Below are 24,555 nucleotides of genomic sequence, written 5' to 3'. Positions count from 1 at the left end.
ATATATAGTATTCAAAGTCAACACATGACCAATTTGTGGTATAAAGAGCCCCTTTATCCCTCATGCCCGCAAGATTGGAATCAGTGCTATAGGGTAAATTCCCTAAAATGACTATTGATTTCCATGAATTCCCATGGCATCCCTTGTACATCCGATGAGGACGAGGCACATGGGGCACCAAACGACCCCGAACCAAAAATACTAATCAGGTTTCATACAGGCATCTCGCTTTCATCAATCAAGAGATCCGGCGCGCGGGCGAGCAGACATCCCCCCAGGTGGCGCGCGCAGCTGGACATCCCGCAAAGCGGGTCAATGCGGCGGGTTGATCAGTGGCAGCAGATCAACCCGCCGTTTTACATCCGGGGGAACAGTTTTTGGTGGGGCGCAAGCGAAAGGGACAGTCGTCTTGGCGCGCAGGTTTAGAGGCGAAAGCCAACACAAGGTGGATGCGAAGGGCAGGGTGTCGATCCCGGCCTCGTTTCGCCGTGTGCTTGAAGCGTCCGACCCCAACTGGCAGCCAGGCGACAACCCGGAACTTGTGATTGTCTATGGCGACCACCGCCGCAAATACCTTGAATGCTATACGATGCAGGCGATCGACGAGGTTGATGCCAAGATTGATGCCCTTCCACGCGGTTCGATGCAGCGTAAGATGCTTCAGCGCATGTTCCACGGTCAGTCCTTTCCGACCAATGTCGATGAAACCGGGCGATTGGTTCTGCCAGCCAAGCTGCGCACCAAGGTTGATCTTGAGGGCGAGGCCTTCTTCATAGCTGCTGGTGATACCTTTCAGATTTGGAAACCCGAGACCTACGAGGCCGAAGAATTGGCTGCAGCCGAAGAATGGCTGGACGATCTGCCGGACGATTTCGATCCGATGCAGTTCCTCGACGGAACCGGGGATGCGTGACGGCATGGCCGGCGCTGAGACCCCTTCGGACAAACCTCACATCCCCGTTTTACTGCGCCCGCTATTGGCGGCAGTCGCACCGGTTTCTGGTGTGTGGCTTGATGGCACCTTTGGTGCGGGTGGATATACACGCGGATTGCTCGAGGCAGGGGCTGACAAAGTTATCGGGGTTGACCGGGATCCTTTGGCGTTTGAAATGGCTGCCCCTTGGGCCGCGGAATATGGCGACCGCCTGCTGATGCAGCCTGGTGTTTTCTCGCGTATGGATGAATACGCGGACGGCTTGGACGGCGTCGTATTGGACCTTGGTGTTTCCTCGATGCAGCTGGATCAGGCCGAACGCGGTTTTTCTTTCATGAAGGACGGCCCGTTGGACATGCGGATGAGTCAGGAGGGCGAAAGTGCCGCCGATCTGGTCAACTCCGCTACCGAGGCGCAACTGGCTGATATTCTGTTTCACTACGGCGAAGAAAGAGCCAGTCGCCGCATTGCCAAGGCTATCGTGAAGGCACGTGCCGAGGAGCCGATCACTACGACTCTGCGTTTGGTGGGGATCATTGAATCCTGCCTGCCCCGACCCAAGCCGGGCCAGTCCCATCCTGCGACGCGCAGCTTCCAAGGGCTGCGTATTGCCGTGAACGCGGAATATGAAGAGCTGTTTCAGGGGCTTATGGCTGCCGAGCGTGCGTTGAAACCCGGAGGACAGTTGGCCGTTGTCACCTTCCATTCCATCGAGGACCGGATGGTAAAACGGTTCTTCCAGTCCCGTGCGGGGAAGACCGGTCGAGCAAACCGATACGCGCCGGAATTGGAGCAGGAGCTACCTCAATTCACCCTCAAAACCCGCAAGGCCGTTGGGCCAGATGAGCAGGAACTGCAAGAGAATCCTCGCTCACGATCGTCCAAGCTACGTGTGGCAATCCGGACCGAGGCACCGGCAGGGGAAATTGACGCCCGCGCAATTGGGATGCCTCAGCTTGGGGGAAGGGCAAGATGAAGAGTGTACTTTATGTGTTGACTGCTCTGTCCGTGTTCGGCCTGGCGTTGTGGGCCTATCAAGAGAACTATCGGACCCAACAAGTACTGAAAGAGACTCAGTCGTTGCAGCGCCAGATTGGCGTCGCACAGGCTCGGTTGGCAGTACTGAATGCCGAATGGGCTTATCTGAACCGCCCCGACCGCCTGCGCGAACTGGCTGATCTGAATTTTGAGCGTCTAGGGCTTTTGCCTTTGCGCTCCGAACAATTCGGGCGCGCGGACCTAATCGCTTATGGCGAAGACCCCGATCTGCCCTCTGTCGATCCCATTGAACTGCAGGCAATCACCGAGGTTCAGGCCCTGATCGAGGTGCAGGTTCCATGACCCGCAAACCTCTGCGCCCCCTTGCCCGTATTCTCGAAGCCCGCGCACGCGGCGAGAACCCCAAAGTAATCGAGCGTGAGAATATCCGCCAGCGTCACGAAGACATGAAGGACCGCGCCCGTGCCAGGGCCGAGGGCCGTCTGCTGGTACTGGGCCTGTTTTTCTTCTGCGCCTTTTCCGTAGTTGGGTTTCGCATGGGAGTGCTGGCGACTTCGGAGGCACACGAACCACTTGCCAGCGCACCGGGCGCATCCATCGCTATGCAGCGCGCCAATATCGTGGACCGCGAAGGGCGTATTCTGGCGACCAATCTGGATACTTATTCCGTTTATGCTCAACCGCCTTTGATGATCGATCCTGCTGCCGCAGCCGAGCAGCTGGTGGCCATTTTCCCGGATCTGGACAAGGATCAGTTGGTCAAGGACTTCACAGGCAAACGAAAGTTTCTTTGGATCAAGAAACGCATTTCGCCTGAGCAGAAACAGGCGGTGCATGACATCGGCGATCCTGGCATCCTGTTCGGCCCGCGCGAAATGCGCCTGTATCCAAACGGCAGGCTGGCCGCCCATGTCCTTGGTGGTTCCGGCTTTGGTCGCGAAGGCGTCAGTGCCGCCGAAGTGATTGGTGTCGCCGGTGTCGAAAAACAATTCGACAATTATCTGCGCGACCCGGCGAACGGCAACAAACCGTTGCAGTTGTCACTGGATCTGACCGTTCAGGCAGCGGTCGAGCAAGTTCTCTACGGTGGCATGAAAATCATGAACGCCAAGGGCGCTTCGGCTGTACTGATGAACGCGCATACAGGCGAGGTGATCTCGGCGGCCTCGCTGCCATCGTTCGATCCCAACGACCGGCCGCGCCCGCCGACCTCAGGCTTTGACCCGTCGGACAGCCCCTTGTTCAACCGCTACGTGCAAGGTGTTTACGAGCTGGGTTCGGTTTTCAAAATCTTCACTGCCGCACAGGCAATACAGCTGGGCTTGGTGAATTCCGAGACGATCATCGACACCTCTGGACCGATGAAGATCGGTCGGTTCCCGATCGGCGAATTCAATGGCAAGAATTATGGCGAGATCAGCGTTGCGGACGTAATCGTGCACAGTTCGAACAGGGGCACAGGTCGGCTGGCCTTGCAGATCGGAGCGCAGCGCCAGCAGGATTTTCTGCAGGCACTGGGCATGTTCGAACCGACGCCGTTCGAAATTGTTGAGGCCAAGGGCGGTGTTCCTCTTAAGCCCCGAAAGTGGGGTGAGCTGAGTACTGTGACCATCTCATACGGCCACGGCCTTTCTACCAGCCCGATGCATTTGGCGGCAGGATACGCTGCGATTGCCAATGGGGGGCACTATGTCAGCCCCACGATCCTGCGCAAGAATGGTCCGCAATACGGCCCCCGGGTCATGTCACAGGGCGCTGCGCGACAGGCGCAGAAAATGCTGCGCAAGGTGGTAACCGATGGCACGGCCAGTTTTGGCGACGTGCCCGGGTATTCAGTGGCGGGCAAGACCGGAACGGCGGACAAGCCTAAACCACGGGGTGGGTATTATGATGACAAGGTCATCGCCACTTTTGCCACGTTGTTTCCCGCGGATAACCCGCAGTACGTGCTGATCGTCACGCTGGATGAGCCTTCGATCGTCGCATATGGCGAAAAGCGTCGTACAGCCGGTTGGACAGCGGTGCCGGTAGCCGCGGAATTGATCGGCCGGATCGCCCCATTGCTGGGTCTGCGCCCCCGGCTTGAGCCTGAAGCGGGCGCTGCTATAACGCTGACTTCGAATTAGGCAGTCCGGCAAGAGGTGGGTCATGGGCGCAAGGTCAAAGAAACTAAGCCAACTGGCCCTGACTGCGCGGGGGGGCGTGAATCCTCTTGTCACCGGGCTGGCTGTTGATAGCCGAGAGGTCAAGGACGGATACCTGTTTGCGGCGCTGCCGGGCACGCGCGTACACGGCGGTGAATTCATCCAATATGCCTTGCGCATGGGGGCTGCTGCGATCCTGACAGATGCCGAAGGCGCAGAGATTGCCGCCGAAGACTTGGCCGGATCTGACGCCGCGCTGGTTGTGGTTGAAGACCCGCGGCAGGCACTGGCTGGCTCAGCTGCTCTTTGGTTTGGTGCGCAGCCCCAGACAATCGTGGCCGTCACGGGAACCAATGGCAAAACTTCGGTTTCCAGCTTCGTGCGCCAGATTTGGTCCGAGCTTGGTCATGCTGCTGTTAACCTTGGAACAACAGGGGTCGAGGGTGCTTGGACGAGCCCGTTGGCGCATACCACTCCCGAACCTATTACATTGCATCGCTGTCTTGCTCATGCGGCGGAAAATGGTGTGACGCACGCGGCCATGGAAGCTTCGTCCCACGGTCTGGAACAGCGCCGCCTGGATGGCGTGCAACTGACGGCTGCGGGGTTCTCGAATTTCACACAAGACCATCTGGATTATCACGAGACATTCGAAGCCTACTTCAATGCCAAGGCCGGATTGTTCGATCGGGTTCTTCCGCAGGACGGAATAGCGGTTGTCAATCTGAGCGACCCGAAGGGTGCACAGGTTCGCCGCATCGCGGAAAGCCGTGGTCAGTCGGTACTGACAGTTGGACTGGGATCGGCCGATCTGTGTCTGATCAATCAGCGATTTGATGCGACCGGGCAGGATTTGCGGTTTTCCTGGAAGGGGAAGGTTTTTCAGACCGGTTTGAACCTAATTGGAGGGTTTCAAGCTGAGAATGTTCTGTTGGCCTGTGGATTGGTCATCGCCGCCGGGGATGACCCTGAACTCGTATTCGAGACACTGCCGCATCTGACCACCGTCCGTGGGCGCATGCAACTGGCCGCGACGCGTGAGAACGGCGCAACGGTCTTTGTTGATTATGCCCATACGCCGGATGCGGTGGCCACTGCGCTCAAGGCCATGCGACCGCATGTGATGGGACGGCTGATCGCTATCGTAGGTGCAGGTGGCGACCGTGATGACACCAAACGCCCTCTGATGGGGCAGGCTGCAGCGGCAAATGCCGACATTGTCTTTATCACGGACGACAACCCCCGCAGCGAAGACGCCGCTGCGATCCGAACCGCCGTCATGCTGGGAGCACCTGAGGCTACTGAGGTTGGCGACAGGGCTGAGGCAATATTGCGCGGCGTTGACGCTCTGCAACCGGGTGACGCCCTTTTGATTGCAGGCAAGGGACACGAGACCGGGCAGATTGTGGGTGACCAGGTCTTGCCATTCGATGACGTGGAGCAAGCAAGCATTGCAGTGGCTGCTTTGGATGGGCGGGTCGCATGACGCTCTGGACTGCGCAGGAGGCCGCGGAGGCCACGGGTGGCCGGGCGAGCTGCGATTGGTCGGTGAATGGCGTTTCTATCGATACCCGTACAATACAACCTGGTGATCTGTTCGTTGCATTGAAAGCGGCGCGGGATGGGCATGACTTTGTCGCGCAGGCGCTGGAAAAAGGTGCAGGGGCCGCATTGGTTTCGCACGTCCCCGAAAACGTGTCGCCGGACGCACCTTTGCTGGTTGTTGATGATGTATTGGAGGGGCTCGAAGCACTGGGGCAGGCGGCTAGGTCGCGATCCACCGCGCGCGTAGTCGGGGTGACAGGTAGCGTCGGGAAGACTTCTACCAAAGAGATGCTGGCCACGATATTGGAAACGCAGGGCAAAACCCATGCCAGTGTTGCCAGCTACAATAATCACTGGGGCGTACCACTGACGCTGGCCCGGATGCCGCGGGACACGGAATTTGCAGTCATCGAGATTGGCATGAACCATCCGGGAGAAATTGCCCCTCTGGCCCGTCAGGCGCGTCCGCACGTGGCTTTGATCACGACTGTCGCGGCAGTCCACCTTGAAGCCTTCGATTCTGTTGCGGAAATCGCCCATGAAAAAGGCGCTATTTTCGAGGGGTTGGAAGAGAACGGCGTAGCCATCGTGAATGCGGATGTTGATCACACGGATATCCTTCGGCAAATCGCCAGAGCCCAGGGGGCAAGGATAGTCGAGTTTGGTCGCAATGCAGCAGATTACATACTGGCAGATGTGGCCCAATCCGCGAACACCGTCCGTGCGCAGGTGTCGATTGATGGACAGACTGTGGACTTCATGGTTCGGTCGGCAGGCACGCATTTCGCCATGAACGCCTTGGGGGCCTTGGCTGCGTGTGTCGAAATGGGCGTGGACCTGGATCAGGCAATTTCAGGCCTCAGCTACTGGTCTCCTGTAACCGGGCGTGGGGTGCGGGAAACTCTGCCGCTGGCAGGTGGAGGACGGATCGAACTGCTCGACGACAGCTACAACGCCAACCCGACTTCGATGGAGGCTGCATTGGACGTCCTGGCCGCATCAAAAGGTGGGCGGCGTGTCGCGTTCTTGGGCGATATGAAAGAGCTGGGGCCTCAAGAGAAGGCTATGCACGCTGCAATGGCTGACCTCGAGGCGATGACACGTGTCGACCAGGTTCATTGCATTGGCCCTCTGATGCAGGCGATGCATCAGGCATTGCCAGAGAGCAAGCGCGGTTTGTGGTTCGACACCAGCGATCAGATGGCTGCGTATCTGCCCGAACTGATACGCGATGGTGACGTTGTACTGGCCAAAGGCTCGCTGAGCATGGCGCTGGCGCGGATTGTTGACGGTCTGCGGAAAATGGGGCATGGGAGCGCGCTTGACCCATGACCGACGCGTGAGAGAGGTTTTGTAATGCTGTATTGGTTGACCGCATTGTCGGACGGAGGGGATTTTTGGAACCTCTTCCGCTATATCACCTTCCGCGCAGGTGGTGCCTTTCTCACTGCGCTGGTGTTTGGTTTCCTGTTCGGCAAACCGTTGATCAACGTGTTGCGCCGCAAACAAGGCAAAGGTCAACCTATCCGTGATGACGGCCCCGAGGGGCATTTCAGCAAAGCTGGAACGCCGACAATGGGCGGGTTGCTGATCGTGGGCGCACTGGTCACGTCGACGCTGATTTGGGCGCGGTGGGACAATCCCTATGTCTGGATGGTGCTATTTGTGACATTGGCCTATGCCGCGATTGGGTTTGCGGATGATTATGCCAAAGTGTCGAAGCAGAACACCAAGGGCGTATCCGGCAAGATGCGACTGGCACTGGGCGTTCTCATTGCGGTCCTGGCGGCGCTCTGGGCCACGTTGCACCATCCCGAGGGATTGCAGAACCAGCTGGCGTTGCCAATTTTCAAAGACACTCTGGTCAATTTGGGCATCTTCTATATTCCGTTCGCAATTGTCGTGATCGTTGGGGCCGCAAATGCGGTTAACCTTACGGATGGCCTGGACGGTCTGGCGATCATGCCCGCAATGATTGCGGCTTCGACACTGGGCGTTATCGCTTATGCAGTGGGGCGGGTGGACTTTACCGAATACCTTGATGTGCACTACGTGCCCGGTACGGGAGAAATATTCATTTTCACCTCGGCGCTGTTCGGCGCTGGTCTTGGCTTTCTCTGGTACAATGCCCCACCGGCTGCGGTCTTCATGGGCGACACTGGATCGCTTGCCTTGGGGGGCGCACTGGGCGCAATTGCTGTGGCGACAAAACACGAGCTGGTACTGGCTGTCGTCGGTGGCTTGTTCGTGGTCGAGGCGTTGAGTGTGATTATTCAGGTGCTTTATTTCAAACGCACGGGAAAGCGCGTGTTTCTGATGGCGCCGATCCATCACCACTACGAGAAAAAAGGATGGGCAGAACCCACCATCGTTATTCGATTTTGGATCATCTCTCTGATTCTTGCGATGATCGGGCTGGCAACACTGAAGGTCCGGTAAAACTCCCGCCAGGTTCGGCTGGCCTGCGGCCTGCCTGCCACCTGTTGGGCCCGGCTCGCGCATATACGCGAGCCTGAACACGCCCTTGCCATTCGGAATTTCTTCAGTGCAGTGTGGCGGCGCATCAAAAGTTCTGTGAAGGTAGGCAGCATGATCCCGGTCAAAGGGTTTTCCGGACAAAAAGTTGCGGTGTTGGGGTTGGGTCGGTCTGGTCTTGCGTCGGCCAGAGCTCTGCGCGCTGGAGGAGCTGACGCGATATGTTGGGATGACAATCCGGCCGCACGTGAAAAGGCCGAGGCCGAAGGATTCCTTTGTTTTGATTTGCGCCGCAACGGTGCGTTTGAAGGCATCGCGACACTAATCGTTTCGCCCGGTATTCCGCATCTTTACCCAGACCCCAACCCGGTTGTGGCAGCAGCGTTGGAAGAGGGTGTGCCGGTGGATAACGATATCGGTCTATTCTTCCGCTCATTCGCAGGACCGGATTGGAACAATTTTGATACGCCCCCACGTGTGATTGCGGTGACGGGATCGAATGGGAAATCCACAACCGCCGCTCTCATTCACCACATCATCTCGGAAGCCGGGCGTGACTCGCAACTGGCGGGCAATATTGGGCGTGGCGTACTGGATATTGACCCCGGCGGCGATGGGTCAGTCGTTGTTCTGGAGCTGAGCAGCTATCAGACTGAGTTGGCGCGCGCGCTGACACCGGATATTGCGGTGTTTACCAACCTTTCACCGGATCATTTGGATCGACACGGCGGTATGGGAGGGTATTTTGCTGCCAAGAGGCGCCTGTTTTCTGAAGGCGGACCCGATCGGGCCATAATTGGTGTTGATGAAACCGAAGGTGCCTTTCTGGCTGGGCAATTGTCCGAAGGGCCCGCAGATGATCGGGTGATCCGGATTTCGGTCGCGCGCAAGCTGAACGGCCCGGGGTGGCAGGTTTTTGCGCGCAAAGGGTTTTTATCAGAGTACCGGAAAGGTCGTCAGGCGGGTTCGATCGACCTGCGGGGCATCAAGGGCTTACCCGGAACGCACAACCATCAAAACGCCTGCGCTGCTTACGCGGCCTGTCGTACGCTGGGTCTTGCGCCGCGCGTGATCGAGGATGCGATGCACTCATTCCCAGGTCTGCCGCACCGCAGTCAGATCATTGCCGAGGACAACGGGGTTACTTTTGTCAATGATTCCAAGGCTACAAACGTCGACAGCGCCCTGAAGGCATTGAGTGCCTTCCAGCGGATCCGCTGGATCTGTGGGGGGCTCGAAAAAGAAGGAGGGGTCACCGGGTTGAATGTGGCTAGAGACCAAGTTCTCAAGGCATATGTAATTGGGCGAGAGGCTGCGTCGTTTGCCATGCAGCTGGATGTGGAAGCCGCTGTTTGCACCGACATGGCTTCGGCCGTGGATCTAGCCATTGCAGATGCACAGTCGGGTGACACGGTTCTGCTTGCGCCTGCCGCTGCAAGTTTCGATCAGTATGACAATTTCGAACAGCGTGGCGAAGATTTCACAACCCGGGTCAAATCGCGTCTGAAGGAAGCTGCCGGTTGCAATTGATTGCCAGTTCGGCAAAGTTTTGACGCTATCGACTTGACGCGCCTTGATTATTGGTTTTGCCTTTCGAAAACTCAACACGAGGTCATGGATATGCCAAACCGTAAAACTCTTTTAATTGTTCCCGCATTTCTGCTGGCGGGAGCCTGCTCGAATGTCGGAGCTAACTACCAGCCTGTCATCGACGGTCCGGTTAGCCCAAACTACAATGCGGATCTTGCCCAGTGCCAGGCGCTGGCAAGATCGCAGCCTACAGTAGATAGCAGAACAGCTGGTGCCGCCGCGATCGGTGCTGCAGGTGCTGCAGGCACCAAGGCCATCATTGATGACAGTGCCAGCGATCTTGGTCGGGCTGCAGTCGCAGGTGCTTTGGTCGGTGCCGGGGCGAGTGCAATTCAGAACACCCAGAACCAGGAAGTGATCGTGCGCAACTGCATGCGCGGACGTGGCTATAACGTGGTCGGCTAACCCCGACCCGAGATGGCTGTTCCAGCGGCGTAGCCTGAGGACCAGGCCCACTGAAAATTGTAGCCGCCCAACCAACCGGTTACATCCACTGCTTCACCAATCGCATAGAGGCCAGGAACTTTCCTGGCCTCCATCGTTTTTGAAGAAAGCTCCTGGGTGTCGATCCCGCCCAGGGTAACTTCGGCCGTGCGGTATCCTTCGGTTCCGGAGGGCAACAACTGCCAATTTGAAAGCGCTGCGATCAAATCAGCCAGAGCGGCATCGGATTGATCCGCCAAATTGCCTGCCATCGGAATCTGCTGGCTAAGATGGTCAATCAATCGCGCGGGCATATGGCGTGCGAGTTCTGTTTTCAGCGCCTTGCGGCCCGCCAGTTGTCGTTGTTCGCGCAAGAGGTCGAACAAGGGCATGTCTGGTATCAGGTCGGCGGAAATCGCCTCACCTTCACGCCAGTAAGACGACAGTTGTAGCACGGCAGGGCCGCTTAAGCCGCGATGTGTGAACAGCAGCGCCTCGTCAAAGCTGGCGCGCGCGTTGGTCAGCCGGGCAGGCAGGGAAACCCCCGACAGGTCTTTGAACCGGTTATCGGAAAACGTGAACGGCACCAGCGCTGCCCGCGTTTCAGTGACGGAAAGGCTGAATTGGCGCGCGATATCGTATGCCAGCCCAGTCGCCCCCATCTTTGGGATCGATTTGCCACCTGTGGCCAGCACCAGATTTCGGCAGTTCACAGAATGCCGCTGCCCGTCGCGGTCCAGGTCCAGTACAAATCCGTCTTCGGTTTTTACCACACTTTGCGCAGTGGTTTGCAGCCACAGCTCTGCGCCAGCTTGCCGCATCTCCGACAGCAGCATTGCGACAATCTGCTTGGACGAGCCGTCGCAGAAAAGCTGTCCCAACGTCTTTTCATGCCACGCAATGTCGTGGCGGTTCACCAGATCAAGGAAATCCCATTGTGTATATCGCGCCAGAGCGGACTTGCAGAAATGCGGATTGCCGGACAGAAAGTTCTCGGGTCCAGCATACAGGTTGGTGAAGTTGCATCGCCCGCCACCCGAGATGCGGATTTTCTCGCCCGGTGCCATTGCATGATCGATCACCAGAACACGCCCACTGCAATGAGTCGCGCACATCATGCCAGCGGCTCCGGCGCCCAGAATAATCGTGTCATAAGTCATTCCGAGCCCTTGGCTGGAATTTTGCGCAATGACAAGGGGGTATGGGTTGCAAAGGCCCAGAGGCAGGTTATTCAGGCTGAGCTGAAAATCCTAGTCTGGGATTAGTGAAACGCATTGAATTCACTGGCCAGTGGCCTTACTGCTTTTTTTCAGCCTCTCTGAGTCTGGCGCCGTGCGGGCGTGATGGAATGGTAGACATATCAGACTTAAAATCTGAAGGGCGTATGCCCGTGTGGGTTCGAGTCCCACCGCCCGCACCAGTATATTTAAGAAATTGATTTCAAATAGAAAAATAATATGCTGAGTTAATCGAACCCACTTCAAAAGAGCTGTCTATTGTGGCTTTTCTCATTGTTTACGAAAAATTTTCGCGCGTTATGCACAAATTACGCATCAGGAGACGCTTCGGGTTTGCGTGTCGATTTAAAAAATTTCGACCTTATAAGGTTAGGTTGACCACAGAGTTGCCGTTCGCTGTCGGCACATAATCAAAAGCTCACAATGCCAGTTCTGCGCAACAAAGCAGACTTAATCAGAGAACGAGCGGCGACCGCATTCGCGGGGTTTCAATTGGAACCCAAAGCTAAAATCGACAAAAGCCATTTTTTGAAAATTCTCACCGTGACCCGCTCCTGATCGCCGGGGCGGCAAACGAAGTGTAGCCCACGATCCAATGGAACATGGCTTTCATCGAGACGGATCAGTCGACCAGATTCCAAGTCTCTTGCCGCCAAAAGATGTCTCGCCAACGCCACGCCTTGCCCGTCAATTGCGGCCTCCAACAGAACAGCACTATCAACGTACTTGATGCTCTGCGAGTTGATCCGATCAGCGCTCAACCCAACTTGCGCAGCCCAGCTTTCCCATCCGACGTTGAAAGCATCGTGCAATAGTGGGAGATCAGTAACGTCCTCGGCACGCATTGGCAGGTGTGCTTTCTCAACAAGGGATGGCGCGGCCACGACAACCAGCTCTTCTTGTCTTATTTGCTCATGATATAGCCCGTCCCAACCGGGTTCGCCAAACCGCAGGGCCACATCCACCTCAGTTGTATCGAAATCTGCATAGGAATCATTTGTGTCCAGTAACAATGCGATACCCGGGTGCTTTTGCTGAAACGAACTGAGTAATGGCACAAGCCATTTGAGCGCCAGAGATGTGGACAAAGACACTGTAATCGACTGGCGGTGATGTAATCGCTTCACCTCTGACACGCCCAGCTGCAATGCAGAAAACGCCCCGCGTGTTGATTGATATAAGCGTTCCCCGGCTTTGGTCAGTTCGACACCATTGGGGCGGCGATGAAACAGCGTCACGCCAAGGTGCAGCTCCAGCAACTTGATTTGCCGACTGATCGCCCCGTGGGTGACGTTCAGCACATCCGCTGCCTTAGTTAGGCTGGAGTGGGTTGCGGTTTCGTCAAAGGCCTGAAGGGCCCGAAGGTGTCTGAGGTTTTCCGGCATGTGAGAAAACCTAACAGCAACGTCCAAAAAACTCGATAGACCTATCTAATTCTAAGGAGATACACTGGCTTCAACTCATTAATTCTCACACACTATGCACCTAAAGAAAGGGGACACCATGCCCGATACCAAAGTCGCACTGATGACAGGTACAGGACAAGGCATTGGCCGGGGCTGCGCCATTGAAATGGCAAAGGCAGGCTACAAGGTCTCGCTGATGTCCCCGTCCAATCGCTCAGTTGAACTGGCGGCGGAGCTTGGGGGCATTGGCCGCCGTGGCTCGGTCTTAGATGTAGATGATCTGCAAGCGATGATCGACGACACCATGAGCAAGTATGGACGGATCGATGCAATCGTCAGCAACATGGGTCACGGTGGATCGGTGCCAGAAGCCATCAAGACGGTCGGCTTCGATCCTGATTTTGATGGACCGCTTTTGGAACTCAGCGACGAGTTGTGGCACGAATGTTTGGACATGTATGTGCTGAACGTCGTCAAGATTGCCCGTATCGTCACGCCCATACTGATCGAACAAGGCGGCGGCGCTTTCGTAAACATCTCATCCATGAACACAATCGAGCCGCGTGCGCCCTATCCCATGAGCATGCTCCGTGGCGCCCTGCACAGTTTTTCAAAGCTCTACGGGGACCGCTACGCTCGGTATAACATTCGCATGAACAACCTGCTGCCCGGGTTCTGCGAGAATGTGAACCTGTCCGAACAAGCCCGTCGGGAAATCCCCGCTCAGCGGCCCGCGACGTTCGAAGAAATTGGACAAGCTTGCGTGTTTCTCGCCAGCGAAGGAGCCCGTTATATTAACGGTCAGAGTATTTTGTCCGACGGCGGGATGAACCGCGCGGTACGATAGCAAAGAGGCGGGGAAGTATGATTTTTACGGCACTTAAAGATATCCTTGGAACAGATCGGGACGTCTCTGGTCCGGGGTGGAACAGCAGAAGGTTACTGATTGCCTCTGATAGAATGGGGTTTTCCCTGACCGATACGATCATCAAAAAGGGTGCAGAGCTTGAGCTTGAATATACCCACCATTTAGAGGCGTGTTACTGTATAGAGGGCAAGGGTCAGATCAGGGCGGTTGACGATAAAACCTGGCATTCCCTAGAACCCTTTACTCTCTATGCTCTGGATCAACATGACCGGCATGTGGTGCAGGCCACAGACGCTGATCTGCGGCTTGTCTGCGTCTTCACCCCGCCGCTCAGCGGGCGCGAAGTGCACCGCGAAGACGGAAGCTATGCCCCAAGTGGATCCTGACGAAGACGGCACTATCAGGCAAAACTGCCAATTACGTAATGCTCAGTGCCGGTCGAAATGGGTTCACAGCGGCCCAGTGCATCCTCAGTATCCAGTTCTCATGGCAACGGCAGATCGGGGCTCATACCTGCGGCTAAAAACATCGTATAGGCGGAGAGTTTTTGAAGCCTTTCCCCAACGCGGCTTCTGGTGCGCTTGCGGCAAACTCCATATGCGCCTCCTTGCAAACACGTAAATCCACAACAACCTGCACTTCGCGCAAATGGCCGTGTTAGAGATACAGGTCTTGGGCGGTTGAAGGTCCAGTATGGGCCGTCAGCGCCCTTGGGGATCAATACTGCATCAGTGCTGGCTTCGCATTCTAGATTAAGCTGGGCTCAATCTGCCAATTCCCCAAAATGTGTAAACGTCACGAAAAACGCTATTCCTTACGCAGTTAACAGGGTCTGGCTCGTCGTCGCTCGCTCGGTGCATAAGTCCATTAAACGGCTGAAGTCCTTTACAGACAGCCTATCGAATTGGCTGGTCAAAGCCTCGATCTCATCGGCGCGTGATTGACCAAGAACAGGGGCGGCCAATGACTGAAACTTCGCTGAGATTTCCTTGTCAGACAAAGGCATATCCGCGTCTCCGCGCGGTGTGCGCGGGGCGCTCGCGAACTGACGACCATCTTTCAAAACCAATGAAACCTGTGCCCAGCGTTTATCTGTGCTGATCCGCGTCATCTCGTCGTCATCTATCAGGTTTGTAACCCGGCTGATGCGCAATATGTCCGGGTCATTCAGCGCCTCTTGCGCTAACTCTGGAACACCGACTTGCTCACGCACGATCATCGCGGCAACCGGAAATGCGATGGAATACGCAAACTCATCCTGCGACATGGGCTCGTGGCCTGCTAACCGCGTCGCGTAGTGGAATGTTCGAATGTTCACGGCTTCGATCATGTCGTGGGTAAGCGCGTTTTCTTTCATCAGGTCATGTGCAGCGTCGAGTGACGGGTGTGACCATCGACAGCACGGGTAGGCCTTGTAGTGGGTATGATCGATCAGACGCCAGCCTTGTCCCAAATCGGTCCAGAAATCACGCCCTTCGGCACCCTCGCATGTCAATGCTGGAGCGCCTGTGAACCCTTGCATGGCTAGGTACGCGGCAGTGACGCCTGACGGTGCTCCCCATCCAACACCATCACGCACCATTGTTGGATGGTCTATACATCGCATCATTTGGCTGCGGGGGCCGTGATATTCGCCTATCCCTGCCGCTTGCCTGATTTGTTCGCTGTTGCCGCCCAATAGCTTTGTACCGGCGGCCGCCACGCCCACGGCAGTCCAGGCCCCGGAGGTATGGTAATCTGGGCAAGTCGCGTGTTGAACCAAGCCTGCGCGGTATGAAATCTCGTAAGCCACTGCCAAAATCTCAGCAAACCGCTTGCCGTCGATTGCTTGTTCTGTTGCTTGAGCCATGGCCATCATTGCCGGAAACACAGCAGACCCCGCGTGGCCTTTGCAGGGCGTCGTCCCATCATGGGCGTCAATGCTGTCAATCGTGAAAGCTCCGGCCATCGCCGCGCCCACGGGGCTAACGGCCGTGCCTTCCATTAGGATTCGCGCCGCACCAGCTGGACCCTGCCCGAAAATCGCTGGAGCAACGCGTCGGGCAATTTTGGACAACGGAGTTGTTGACCCAACAGCTGCGACACCCATCGTGTCCGTAAAACTTCTACGCAGAATGGCCAAAACATCAGCTGGCAAAGCCTCATATGTTAGCTCATCTGCAAAGGTTTCAAATGGTATGGCCATTGACTGAGTGCCCTCCCCAGGCATGTTTCTTGAAGCGCCGTGGTCAAAGAAACTCTAACCTTGTCGGCCCGAATCTATCAATGAGCGTGCCTTCGATTTAGCGCGGTTTATCAATCTGGCGTACTTTGTTTCAGCTACAGAGGCTGGCGCAGATTGAAGCTGCATCCGTGACCAATAATTAACTCGATGAAAGCAATTTTCGACGCGCGAACGGCAGGTTTGGTGAAGTCGCACGACTGTAAGGAGAATGATCTTTATGTCTCCTGTGGGCCGTCCTTGATACGATTGGTGAGGTTTCACGAGCAGCGGTTAAGCGAGTCCAGTGCTCATAGTGCCGGTTGCATACGCGAGCGTTTGCCACCCAACAGACTCACGGAATTGTGAGGGTCCGGATTTGGTGGTTTGCCGCATAATTCCGCCATTACATTCTTTGATTTTGGGAGGTCTCGATGAAACTGATTACGGGTCTGCTGTTGGCAGTTTTGGCCACTCCGACGTTTGCGCAAGACGTGAAGCGCAGCATCGAACCAGTGGCAGGCGACATCTATTTGATGAGAAACAACTTTCACAACTCCCTTCTTGTGGTGACAGATGAAGGGGTTATCCGGGTTGATCCTATCAATGCCGAAGCCGGGGTCTGGCTGAACTCTAACCTCGATCAAATCGGGCAGGATCGGGTCAGCCATCTGATATATTCGCACAGCCATGGCGACCACGCTTCAGGTGGCAGCGCCCATGAAGGTGCAATGGTAATCGCGCATGAGGATGCCCCCGATGCGATCGACGGTGTCACCCCGGATTTGCGCGTGGGCGACACGCATACGCTGGAGGTCGGCGGCAAGACGATAGAGCTGACGAACCTTGGCGCTGGTCACGACAACCACATGCTGGTCACCATTGTCCGTCCCGAAAACGTCGCTTTTATCGTTGACGTCGCGGCTCCCAAACGGCTTCCGTTCCGCGATTTTGCTCGCTCTGATATCGGCGGGTGGTTCAAGCAGCTTGAAACCGCCCAGACGCTGGATTTCGAGATTTTTGCCCCCGGGCACGGGGCCGTGGGAACGAAAGCCGATCTTGATGACGCATATACTTACATGGTCGAGTTGCAGGCCGCGGTGCTTGACGGTCTGAAAGCAGGCAAATCCGTCGAGCAACTGAAAGCCGAGGTTATGATGGAGGACTACAAGGACTGGGGACAATATGCTGCGTGGCGCGAGGAAAACATCGAAGGAATGGCGCGCTACCTCAAGGCGTCCGGGCAAGCGGACTGATTCCTGCCCCGGCTCCTGCCTAGGTGTTTTTGGATGCCGATCACGCTGTTGAATTATTGATGGGTCCGGCTACGTGTTATGCTGTTGATTGACTGGCTATCCTGATAGGAGAAATCCAGATGCAGAACCGAGCGTTCAAACGTCGAACCGTTCTTGCCGCGGGCGCGTCCCTCGCGATCACCGGGCCGTCCGGGCTTTGGCTTCCTGCGCATGCCAAGAGCCTTGACCCGACACCATCAATGCGCGGTGGATCAAACAACTACATTCCCGGTGCGCCTATCGTCGAAAGGATCGGAGGCGGCGGCTTTTGGATGACGGGCACGGTGCGTCGCGCAGTCGATGGTGTCCCGCTGGCCGGCCAGCGCATCCAAATCTGGGCGCATACGACCGAAGGTCATGAGCGTGACCCGCACAGTCACGGCGCAACACTGACCGACGCCAATGGTAAGTTTCGCCTGGAGATGCCGCAGATTGTCCCTGCATTTGGCCAACCACACGGCCACCTTGCCTATGACAGCGGAGAATTCGAAACTGTCTTCCTGCGCCCGGTGATGTCGAGCGCAAAGGATACAAGCCTTGAGGCGCATTTCGTCCTTCAACCGGTTTGATTGGGTCGGGTCGAATTAGATGAGCCAGGCGCGCAAGGTATTGATCTGGAGTGCGCTTGCCATTGTGGTGCTCCTGCCAGTCGCGCTCGCGGGTTCGAGCCCGCTTCTCGCCTGGCGTCAACCTGTCTACATACTGGCCGGATTTGCCGGCGTCTTCGCCATGGCCATTCTGCTCATCCAACCCCTGTTGGTGGCGGGATATCTGCCGGGCTTGCCGGGTCCGCGCGGGCGCCGTGTTCACCGTTGGGTCGGCATTGGGTTGGTAGCTACGGTGATCGTCCATGTCGTGGGCCTCTGGATAACCAGTCCGCCAGATGTGATCGACGCACTACTCTTCACATCCCCGACGCCATTTTCCGCCTGGGGCGTTATCGCAATGTGGGCTGTATTTGGCGCCGCGCTGCTTGGCGTGTTTCGTCGCCGACTGCATCTGCCACCACGCAAGTTTCGTCGCAGCCATACGACTCTGGCGATGATTGTCGTGGTCGGAAGCGTGATCCATGCATTGCTGATTGAGGGAACGATGGAGGGGGTGTCGAAGGCGCTGCTTTGTGCCCTTGTCCTTGCAGCCACCGTGAAGGTCGTGTTTGACCTTCGGGTCTGGGTTGCACGGCCACCATCAAGCTGATCTGAAGAAATAAGGCGATTGCATCGGACTTTACGAAGGACGCGCAAGTTGGTGTCGCGTCAAAAGCTTTTGTCGACTTTGTTCCGCGATTGCAGACCCTGATGACTGACCAAATTCTGTGGTATGCGGCAATCTCCAGATATGGAAGCATTGTTGGTTGGAAATGCATGGCCTCGAAAGGTGCCAGAGCACGCTGATGATTTGGTATTGGAGTGGTATCTAGGCGAATAAATGCCGCGCACGTAGCGGGTTTCCGCTACGTAAACATGCCCTCACTTTGCGAACCGGCAGAGTTACTCTATGTCGTTCAGAGCGTTTTGATGGGGGTCAAAATGAAGTTCAGTGCCTTAGAAGTTTTTTGTATTGCTTTAGCAAGCGCGGTTGCGGTGGCAGGGTTTGTGTCTGCCGCAAGTGCACTAATTTCTGCCATTTGAGGTTAGCAAGCAGAAAAACCTGCTGCATTGCAACGCCAGGCACTAAAACGCCCGCGTTAAGCGAAGACAAAAGTCGAGAAAAGCATAGGCAGTTCAGATTGGACTGCTGGTCTTGGCTGGTGTTCTTTGCGCTGTTCCGAGCAGGTCAGTTGAGCTGCCCGTTGTGCTTCGAAACCTGTGCTATCCCAAGGCTGAGCAGCCGCAGCCGTCACTACAACCGGTTTGCTATCCTTCTTATCCAAATACTGAAAGCCAGGGTTCAGCATGATTAGGGAGTTTTTCAGACTTCAGGTCAGAGATTTAGCCAGACTGGTTGGCGGTGAACGACCGGTCTGGCAAAGCTGAGCTGCGCTTGAAGAAGTGGGAAGGTCTGGAATGGACCGATCTGCGACAGATCTGGTAGGTTGTGCTAGCCTTGCCTCAACGCGCAGTTCAACCACAGCAGAAAGGTCAATCTGATGTCCTCACGCGATACTTCGGTCAATGTGCATTACAAAGTCGGTAAGTGGTTGCCTTCGGATCAAGACGTTTTGGATGCCTGGTCTACAAAGATCGCAAGAAAAGCTGAATTGGACACCAGCCCACTTTTGCCCGCGGTCCAGAACCTCAAGACACTGATCGAAACGGACGCTAAAGCGTATATGTTCTTTACGCAGATGTTCCAGGAAGTACCCGAGAGCGAGCAAGTCTCACCTTCAGGCAAACCGCAGGTTCGCGACTATGAGCACATGCTGCGTCTCTTCAACACGATTATGACCCATGCGCCTGAATTCAACGAAAGCGGGTTGGTGGGTTTCCCCTTTAACGCAATTCTCGATTGGTCGATGGCCAATATCGGAGGCTGGTCCGGCTTTCTGGACGACAAAATCGACGCCCATCTTCGGGCGATGCTGAATGAATGGGCAGTGTTTTTACAATCTCCGGAAAGCACCTCGGTCCTTAACGATGATCCCAAATCCGGTTGGTTCGGCGCCGATGCGAAGAAAGCCATGCCGACATTTGTTGAAGACTTTATCTGCGACCCGTCGCTGCCACATTATGGTTTCAAATCCTGGGACGATTTTTTTACTCGCCGTTTCCGCGAAGGTGTGCGCCCCATCGCTGGGCAAGGCGATGATGCGATCGTTGTGAGCGCTTGTGAATCTGCCCCATATCGCGTGGCGCGAGACGTAAAAATGCACGACAGGTTTTGGATCAAGGCGCAACATTATGCGCTGCAATTCATGCTCGACAACGACTCTTATGCAAGCCGCTTTGAAGGCGGAACGGTGTATCAGGCGTTTCTAAGCGCATTAAGCTATCATCGTTGGCATGCTCCGGTCTCCGGCCGTATCGTCAAGACTCGGTTGATCGAGGGTACGTATTACTCCGAAATCATGGCAGAAGGGCTGGACCCGGCGGGACCTAATGCTTCGCAGGGGTATATCGCCGAAGTCGCGACGCGCGCGCTCATTTTCATTGAGGCCGACAATCCCGATATCGGGCTGATGTGTTTCGTGGCGATCGGTATGGCCGAGGTATCTACATGTGATGTTACAGTCTATGAGGGTCAGCACGTTACAAAGGGTGACGAGATCGGCATGTTCCATTTCGGTGGATCCACGCATTGTCTGGTATTCGAACAGGATGTCGATATCGAGTTCGATTTGCATGGGCAATCGCCGGGACTGGACAGTACCAATATCCTTGTCAACGAACGCATCGCCAGGGTTGGTCCTCGAAAGGCATCTTGATCGGTGGGGCGGTTATCGCAGCCTTATGTCCTAAGCTGCATAGACCTGCGGTAACCGTCCGTCGATCAACATCCAGACTGCGGCCACAGCCAGCAGAAACAACGCAATTGCCGCAACAGCCTCGCGCCTGGTAAAGGCGCGCTCTTTCGGCGTGCCCGACCGTCGGGCCCAGTAGAAAACAGGGATCCCTGCGGCATATATCACCGCTCCGGCCAGCATGAATTGAACGCCTGCGGCATAAACCAGCCACAGCCCAAAACCCGTCGCAAGCAGGCTGATGATCAATGCTGGCGTCTTGCCTATCTTCGCCGTTGACGGATACGAGCCGGATCCTATGAGCTTCCACAGAAAGGCTGCCGATCCGATATAGGCGGGCAAAATAACCACGCCGGTAATTGACAGCATCAGGTTCCAGGCGTTGTCAGAGAAATACACCAGAATGATTGCAGCCTGCATGATGGCGGTGGACACGATCAGAGATACCGACGCGATCCCAGCCGCGTTGGTCTTTGCGAACATCTTTGGAAAGGTTCCATCCTTGGCGCAGGCCCAAGGCAATTCTGCCACCAGTAACGTCCAGACCAGCCAGGAACTGAGCAATGCAATGATGACACCGACGTTAATCAACATCTCTCCCCACAAACCCACCAACGACCCGAGAATCGCTGACGTCGAGGGGGGCGCAAGGACCGACAACTCACCTTGCGACATGACCCCAAATGGTAGGACAGAAACCAATACAAACAGCACGGTTACGATAAAGTATCCCAGCAACGTTGCCCGGCTCACCGTTTTGGCATCCGAACGGTTGGACATGACCACCGCGCTTTCGATTCCGATATACATCCACAGGGTGACCAACATTGTCCCCTTGATCTGCTCGGCCACATTGCCCAGTGGTTTGTCCTGCCGTGCTTGATCAGAGACATTACCCCAGAAATCAGAGGTGAAGAGATTCTGGCTGAACGAGAAATAGAGGACCACGAGTAGGAACAGAGTAACAGGAACGAACTTGGCCACCGTTCCGATGTTGTTCAACACCGAAGCCCCCTTTACGCCCCGCAGCACAAGAAAGCACAGCCCCCAAATAATCGCCGAAGACCCCAACGTTGCCTGCCAGGTGTTGCCGCCTGCGAAATAAGGTGGAAAGAAATAGTTCAATGCGTCCATCAGCAGGATCGCATAGCCTACGTTGCCGAACGCCACTGACAGCCAGTATCCCCAGGCGATCAAAAACCCAGCCAGCTTTCCGAACCCTGCGCGTGCATACATGTAGATGCCGGAAGTCATTTCCGGGCGGATATCGGCCAGAACCTGAAAACTGCGCGCGAGAAAGAAGATGCCCAGGCCCGAGATTACCCACGCAATCAAGATCGCCCCAAGTGCCGCCGACTGCGCCATATTCTGCGGGATATTGAAGACACCGCCACCGAACATGGCACTGACCACCAGCAGCGTCATCGCAAAAAGGCCCAGCTTCTTGGGGCCTGAGCCATTTGCACTATCGCCAGAAGAGGGCGGGGTGCGGGATGCGGTCTCGGTTGGCATCAACTCTGTCCTAAAGCTTAGCAGGTGACGGCGATTGGCCTGCCCGTGCATTTTCAGGGAACATCAGGTTCTTCAGCCTTACTCTAAGGTTTTGCAGCTATTGCGGAAAGCGTTCTTCGCGGGGTCCGCAATCGGCCCCATCGGACGTAGCGCCACGTGATCACTGATCTGCAGAAATTCGATTGGCGCGCGGTGTCATCAAAATGCTGTACCTGTGTCGCCAATTTCCATGGAGTTTAACGGGCCAATTCTTCGGTGGCCCGCAGGTCAGTTTTGTACACATGTTGAACGATGCCATTAAAACAGAGAGTGCGTTCTCAGTCGGCCTTTCACAGGTACCGCTAAGAAGATAACGCGGATCACCGCTGCATCATAGTTTTCGCAAATACGCCCAAGAGACATACCCTATGAGCCCACGTGCACGCTCCAAAGAAACGCGGCACCACCGTGTGCCGCCGGTCTGTTCGCAACTGTGAACACGCAAGGCGGTTCCATTAGGAAGACCAACGATCACAATGAAGCCTGTTCCAGGCCCGCCACGCATTTTCAGCATGTCACCGTCTTCCACGCCAAAAACCTCGTATCGCCCAAGCGAAGCTGCCGCTGCAGGTTCAGCTTCGATCATGGCCCCTAGTAATAGTGCAGCAAGGGGTAAGAATATTGCTCTGCGCATCGCGTTGTCCTGTTTGTTGCCTCAAATACTATCGTAGCGTTTCAGATCACCAAGAGGAACAATGCCATGACAAATCTGCGCGAAAATGCCAAAGCCTCAAAGCAATGATAGTCGCATCGGTCGACTATTTCCGAGGTGAATGAAATGCGGCGCGATCGAACAAGGTCCGGTTCGACCGGCTGCACAGCAGCATGCGACTGTTAGATGAATGTCGAATTGGGGTCGACCTAGAGCGAAGAAAGCTGCATGAGACCCCTTCGAGACGCTCGTGCAAGTGCTCTTTCCAAGAACGTGAACTTGAATTGCGTTCGAACTCGGAAGTTTGTCATGCGAGTAGTATTGCCATTGGTTGCTTGGCCCCGCGGAGCATACTCAATTTTGTTGCCTTAGCCGCTCTGCCATCTCAGCAAACCCGCGGCTTTCAGCGTGATGGAGAGGCGTGACACCTTCCCGGTCGGTCAGCGTTCGGTCAGCCCCGGCCGCGAGTAGAGCGTTGAGCACGGCTTGGTGGTCTTCTCCCCCGTCGCCCAGAACTACGGCCTCCATCACCGCCGTCCAGTGCAGATTGTTGACATGGTCGAGCGGCGCGCCGGCATCTATCAATCGTTGGACAACTTCGACATGGCCCAGATGCGCTGCTGCGATGAGCGCTGTACCGTCATATGGGCTGGTAGTCAGGCCCGGATCATTGCCAAGTTCGATCGCGAGCGACATCAGTTCTGGGTCGTCGGCCACTGCAGCAATCGTAACAACATCGTAAGCCTGTCCATCAAGTGCGTTCATGTCGGCCCCAGCTACAGCCAGTGCGCGAAGGGCTTTATCTTCCGAAGCGAAGGCTGCCACGTGTGCCGGGGTACGGCCGTGGGAATCACGGGCATTGAGGTTGGCACCGTCTGCAGCCAGGAGCCGAATCGTGGTGACATCACCCTCCTGCGCGGCTTTGAAGAGCCCCTCATAGGCCGAGATTTCGTGAACCGTGGGCGCCATTTGCGCCGTCCCAGCAGTGGCGAGGCCGATCAGAAATGCAGTGACCGTGAGGCGAGCCATGGTGAATTTCTCCTTCTGGGTGATGCAGGTCCGCTCGTCGGTCGCGCGAACCGGATCGTAACCGCAAAGATAATGCAGGTTCGAGCTATGACCTGTCCTAAAAGGTCTGACACCAGACGGTTTGGTGTTTCCCCGGTGCTTAGTGCATGCAGCAGAAAGCGCCGTGTTTGACATCTTTCATCAACGTATCGAAATCCTTGCCGCGCATCTCAACCAAGGTTTTGTGGTCTCCTGCTTCGAACCAGATTTTGTCAAGTCCGGTGAGGCTGTTGTCCACGATGGTAGGCAGGTTATAGGCTTCGCCTACAGGTGGTACCGCACCGAGGGCGCAATCATCAAATAGATCACGCATTTCAGATTCCGGTGCCAAACCGAGACGGCGGTCCATCATCGATTGCAGGGCGGTGAGGTCAACCTGATGGTTGCTGGGAAGAACCGCGAGCATTGGGCCTTCCTCCATATGGATGAGGACGGATTTGGCAAGGTGATCACCAGGTACATGTGCCGCTTCGGCGCATTCGCTGGCGGTTGCAGCATAGGGATGTGGGACAATGTCAAAGGGAATTCCTTGAGCGTCCAGATGGTGTTTCAGGCGAGTTGCAATAGTCATGGTGCCCTCCGGATCATCGAAGGCGCCCCGGCCGCGAGACGTGTCACAGTGCGCACCCAGGGCGCAATTTGGTGTGTGAGATCATATTGTGCGCTTAATGGGCGGGTCGGGCAAGAGGGCAAGGCTTGTTGTGCAATGGAAAGGGCTGGGGCGGGCTAGAGTTTTGCGATGAAAAGTAGAGCACGGGGTGCAGTTG

At 56.0% G+C, this 24,555-nt stretch carries 22 protein-coding genes and 1 tRNA gene; 16 read left to right on the top strand and 7 right to left on the bottom strand.

From position 1 onward, the window contains the following. The first annotated feature begins 409 nt into the window (after positions 1-409). From mraZ to AC2TDA_RS12935, 9 genes are all read left to right on the top strand, one after another. The gene (mraZ, locus tag AC2TDA_RS12975) at positions 410-913 is read left to right on the top strand and encodes a division/cell wall cluster transcriptional repressor MraZ (protein WP_480848348.1); all 504 of its coding nucleotides are present in this window, start codon (positions 410-412) and stop codon (positions 911-913) included. Positions 914-917: 4 nt separating this feature from the next. Further along, complete coding sequence (gene rsmH / locus AC2TDA_RS12970) at positions 918-1,910, top strand: 16S rRNA (cytosine(1402)-N(4))-methyltransferase RsmH (RefSeq protein WP_480878075.1); 993 nt, start codon at positions 918-920, stop codon at positions 1,908-1,910. Beyond that, the gene (gene ftsL / locus AC2TDA_RS12965) at positions 1,907-2,275 is read left to right on the top strand and encodes a cell division protein FtsL (RefSeq protein WP_480848347.1); all 369 of its coding nucleotides are present in this window, start codon (positions 1,907-1,909) and stop codon (positions 2,273-2,275) included. The genes rsmH and ftsL overlap by 4 nt, the downstream gene beginning before the upstream one ends. Further along, positions 2,272-4,059, top strand: coding sequence for a peptidoglycan D,D-transpeptidase FtsI family protein (locus AC2TDA_RS12960; protein WP_480848345.1), 1,788 nt, complete (start codon positions 2,272-2,274; stop codon positions 4,057-4,059). Before ftsL ends, AC2TDA_RS12960 begins: the two co-directional genes overlap by 4 nt. Before the next feature lie 22 nt (positions 4,060-4,081). Beyond that, the gene (locus AC2TDA_RS12955) at positions 4,082-5,563 is read left to right on the top strand and encodes a UDP-N-acetylmuramoyl-L-alanyl-D-glutamate--2,6-diaminopimelate ligase (protein WP_480876560.1); all 1,482 of its coding nucleotides are present in this window, start codon (positions 4,082-4,084) and stop codon (positions 5,561-5,563) included. Continuing rightward, a complete protein-coding gene (locus AC2TDA_RS12950; protein WP_480876557.1) occupies positions 5,560-6,954 on the top strand; it encodes a UDP-N-acetylmuramoyl-tripeptide--D-alanyl-D-alanine ligase in 1,395 nt (464 codons plus the stop codon). The genes AC2TDA_RS12955 and AC2TDA_RS12950 overlap by 4 nt, the downstream gene beginning before the upstream one ends. Positions 6,955-6,978: 24 nt before the next feature. Next, entirely contained in the window at positions 6,979-8,061 is a 1,083-nt protein-coding gene (mraY, locus tag AC2TDA_RS12945; protein WP_480848340.1) for a phospho-N-acetylmuramoyl-pentapeptide-transferase, read from the top strand. A gap of 150 nt (positions 8,062-8,211) precedes the next feature. Next, a complete protein-coding gene (gene murD, locus AC2TDA_RS12940) occupies positions 8,212-9,627 on the top strand; it encodes a UDP-N-acetylmuramoyl-L-alanine--D-glutamate ligase (protein ID WP_480876554.1) in 1,416 nt (471 codons plus the stop codon). Between the two features lie 90 nt (positions 9,628-9,717). Further along, a complete protein-coding gene (locus AC2TDA_RS12935) occupies positions 9,718-10,092 on the top strand; it encodes a glycine zipper family protein (protein ID WP_480848336.1) in 375 nt (124 codons plus the stop codon). Here AC2TDA_RS12935 and AC2TDA_RS12930 read toward each other — a convergent pair. Further along, complete coding sequence (locus AC2TDA_RS12930) at positions 10,089-11,270, bottom strand: BaiN/RdsA family NAD(P)/FAD-dependent oxidoreductase (RefSeq protein ID WP_480876552.1); 1,182 nt, start codon at positions 11,268-11,270, stop codon at positions 10,089-10,091. The genes AC2TDA_RS12935 and AC2TDA_RS12930 overlap by 4 nt on opposite strands. A gap of 174 nt (positions 11,271-11,444) precedes the next feature. Here AC2TDA_RS12930 and AC2TDA_RS12925 point away from each other — a divergent pair. Continuing rightward, positions 11,445-11,530, top strand: a tRNA-Leu gene (locus AC2TDA_RS12925). 306 nt (positions 11,531-11,836) lie between these two features. Here the strand turns inward: AC2TDA_RS12925 and AC2TDA_RS12920 are convergent. Beyond that, on the bottom strand, positions 11,837-12,733 hold the full coding sequence (locus tag AC2TDA_RS12920) for a LysR substrate-binding domain-containing protein (RefSeq protein WP_480876550.1): 897 nt from the start codon (positions 12,731-12,733) through the stop codon (positions 11,837-11,839). 118 nt (positions 12,734-12,851) lie between these two features. Between AC2TDA_RS12920 and AC2TDA_RS12915 the strand changes: the two genes are divergently transcribed. Beyond that, the gene (locus AC2TDA_RS12915) at positions 12,852-13,601 is read left to right on the top strand and encodes an SDR family oxidoreductase (RefSeq protein WP_480876547.1); all 750 of its coding nucleotides are present in this window, start codon (positions 12,852-12,854) and stop codon (positions 13,599-13,601) included. 17 nt (positions 13,602-13,618) lie between these two features. After that, entirely contained in the window at positions 13,619-14,008 is a 390-nt protein-coding gene (locus AC2TDA_RS12910; RefSeq protein WP_480876544.1) for an ectoine synthase, read from the top strand. Between the two features lie 428 nt (positions 14,009-14,436). On the opposite strand, the gene AC2TDA_RS12905 is transcribed toward AC2TDA_RS12910, so the two are convergent. After that, entirely contained in the window at positions 14,437-15,807 is a 1,371-nt protein-coding gene (locus AC2TDA_RS12905; protein ID WP_480876542.1) for an MmgE/PrpD family protein, read from the bottom strand. Positions 15,808-16,256: 449 nt separating this feature from the next. On the opposite strand from AC2TDA_RS12905, the gene AC2TDA_RS12900 reads away from it, so the two are divergent. The 4 genes from AC2TDA_RS12900 (at position 16,257) to AC2TDA_RS12885 (ending at position 20,481) form a co-directional block, all read left to right on the top strand. Next, positions 16,257-17,078 carry an MBL fold metallo-hydrolase gene (locus AC2TDA_RS12900; protein ID WP_480876539.1) on the top strand — a complete coding sequence of 274 codons (822 nt, stop codon included), beginning with the start codon at positions 16,257-16,259 and terminating at the stop codon, positions 17,076-17,078. Between the two features lie 119 nt (positions 17,079-17,197). Beyond that, positions 17,198-17,686 (top strand): twin-arginine translocation pathway signal, encoded by a 489-nt coding sequence (locus AC2TDA_RS12895; RefSeq protein ID WP_480876536.1) that lies wholly within the window; start codon positions 17,198-17,200, stop codon positions 17,684-17,686. Positions 17,687-17,705: 19 nt separating this feature from the next. Beyond that, positions 17,706-18,314, top strand: coding sequence for a ferric reductase-like transmembrane domain-containing protein (locus AC2TDA_RS12890; RefSeq protein WP_480848324.1), 609 nt, complete (start codon positions 17,706-17,708; stop codon positions 18,312-18,314). A gap of 892 nt (positions 18,315-19,206) precedes the next feature. After that, entirely contained in the window at positions 19,207-20,481 is a 1,275-nt protein-coding gene (locus AC2TDA_RS12885; protein WP_480876533.1) for a phophatidylserine decarboxylase associated domain-containing protein, read from the top strand. Positions 20,482-20,511: 30 nt separating this feature from the next. On the opposite strand, the gene AC2TDA_RS12880 is transcribed toward AC2TDA_RS12885, so the two are convergent. The 4 genes from AC2TDA_RS12880 to AC2TDA_RS12865 form a co-directional block, all read right to left on the bottom strand. Next, positions 20,512-22,029, bottom strand: a complete 1,518-nt coding sequence (locus AC2TDA_RS12880; protein WP_480876531.1) for a basic amino acid/polyamine antiporter — start codon at positions 22,027-22,029, stop codon at positions 20,512-20,514. A 370-nt stretch (positions 22,030-22,399) separates the two neighbouring features. Further along, positions 22,400-22,702, bottom strand: a complete 303-nt coding sequence (locus AC2TDA_RS12875; RefSeq protein WP_480876529.1) for an SH3 domain-containing protein — start codon at positions 22,700-22,702, stop codon at positions 22,400-22,402. 372 nt (positions 22,703-23,074) lie between these two features. Further along, positions 23,075-23,749 (bottom strand): ankyrin repeat domain-containing protein, encoded by a 675-nt coding sequence (locus tag AC2TDA_RS12870; protein ID WP_480876527.1) that lies wholly within the window; start codon positions 23,747-23,749, stop codon positions 23,075-23,077. Between the two features lie 139 nt (positions 23,750-23,888). Next, positions 23,889-24,359 (bottom strand): aminoacyl-tRNA deacylase, encoded by a 471-nt coding sequence (locus AC2TDA_RS12865; RefSeq protein ID WP_480848316.1) that lies wholly within the window; start codon positions 24,357-24,359, stop codon positions 23,889-23,891. Positions 24,360-24,555: the final 196 nt, after the last annotated feature.

Source organism: Ruegeria sp. HKCCD6426 (genome assembly GCF_057221115.1).
The sequence above is the reverse complement of the archived record's forward strand: the minus strand, read 5'-3'. Positions and strand labels throughout refer to the sequence as shown.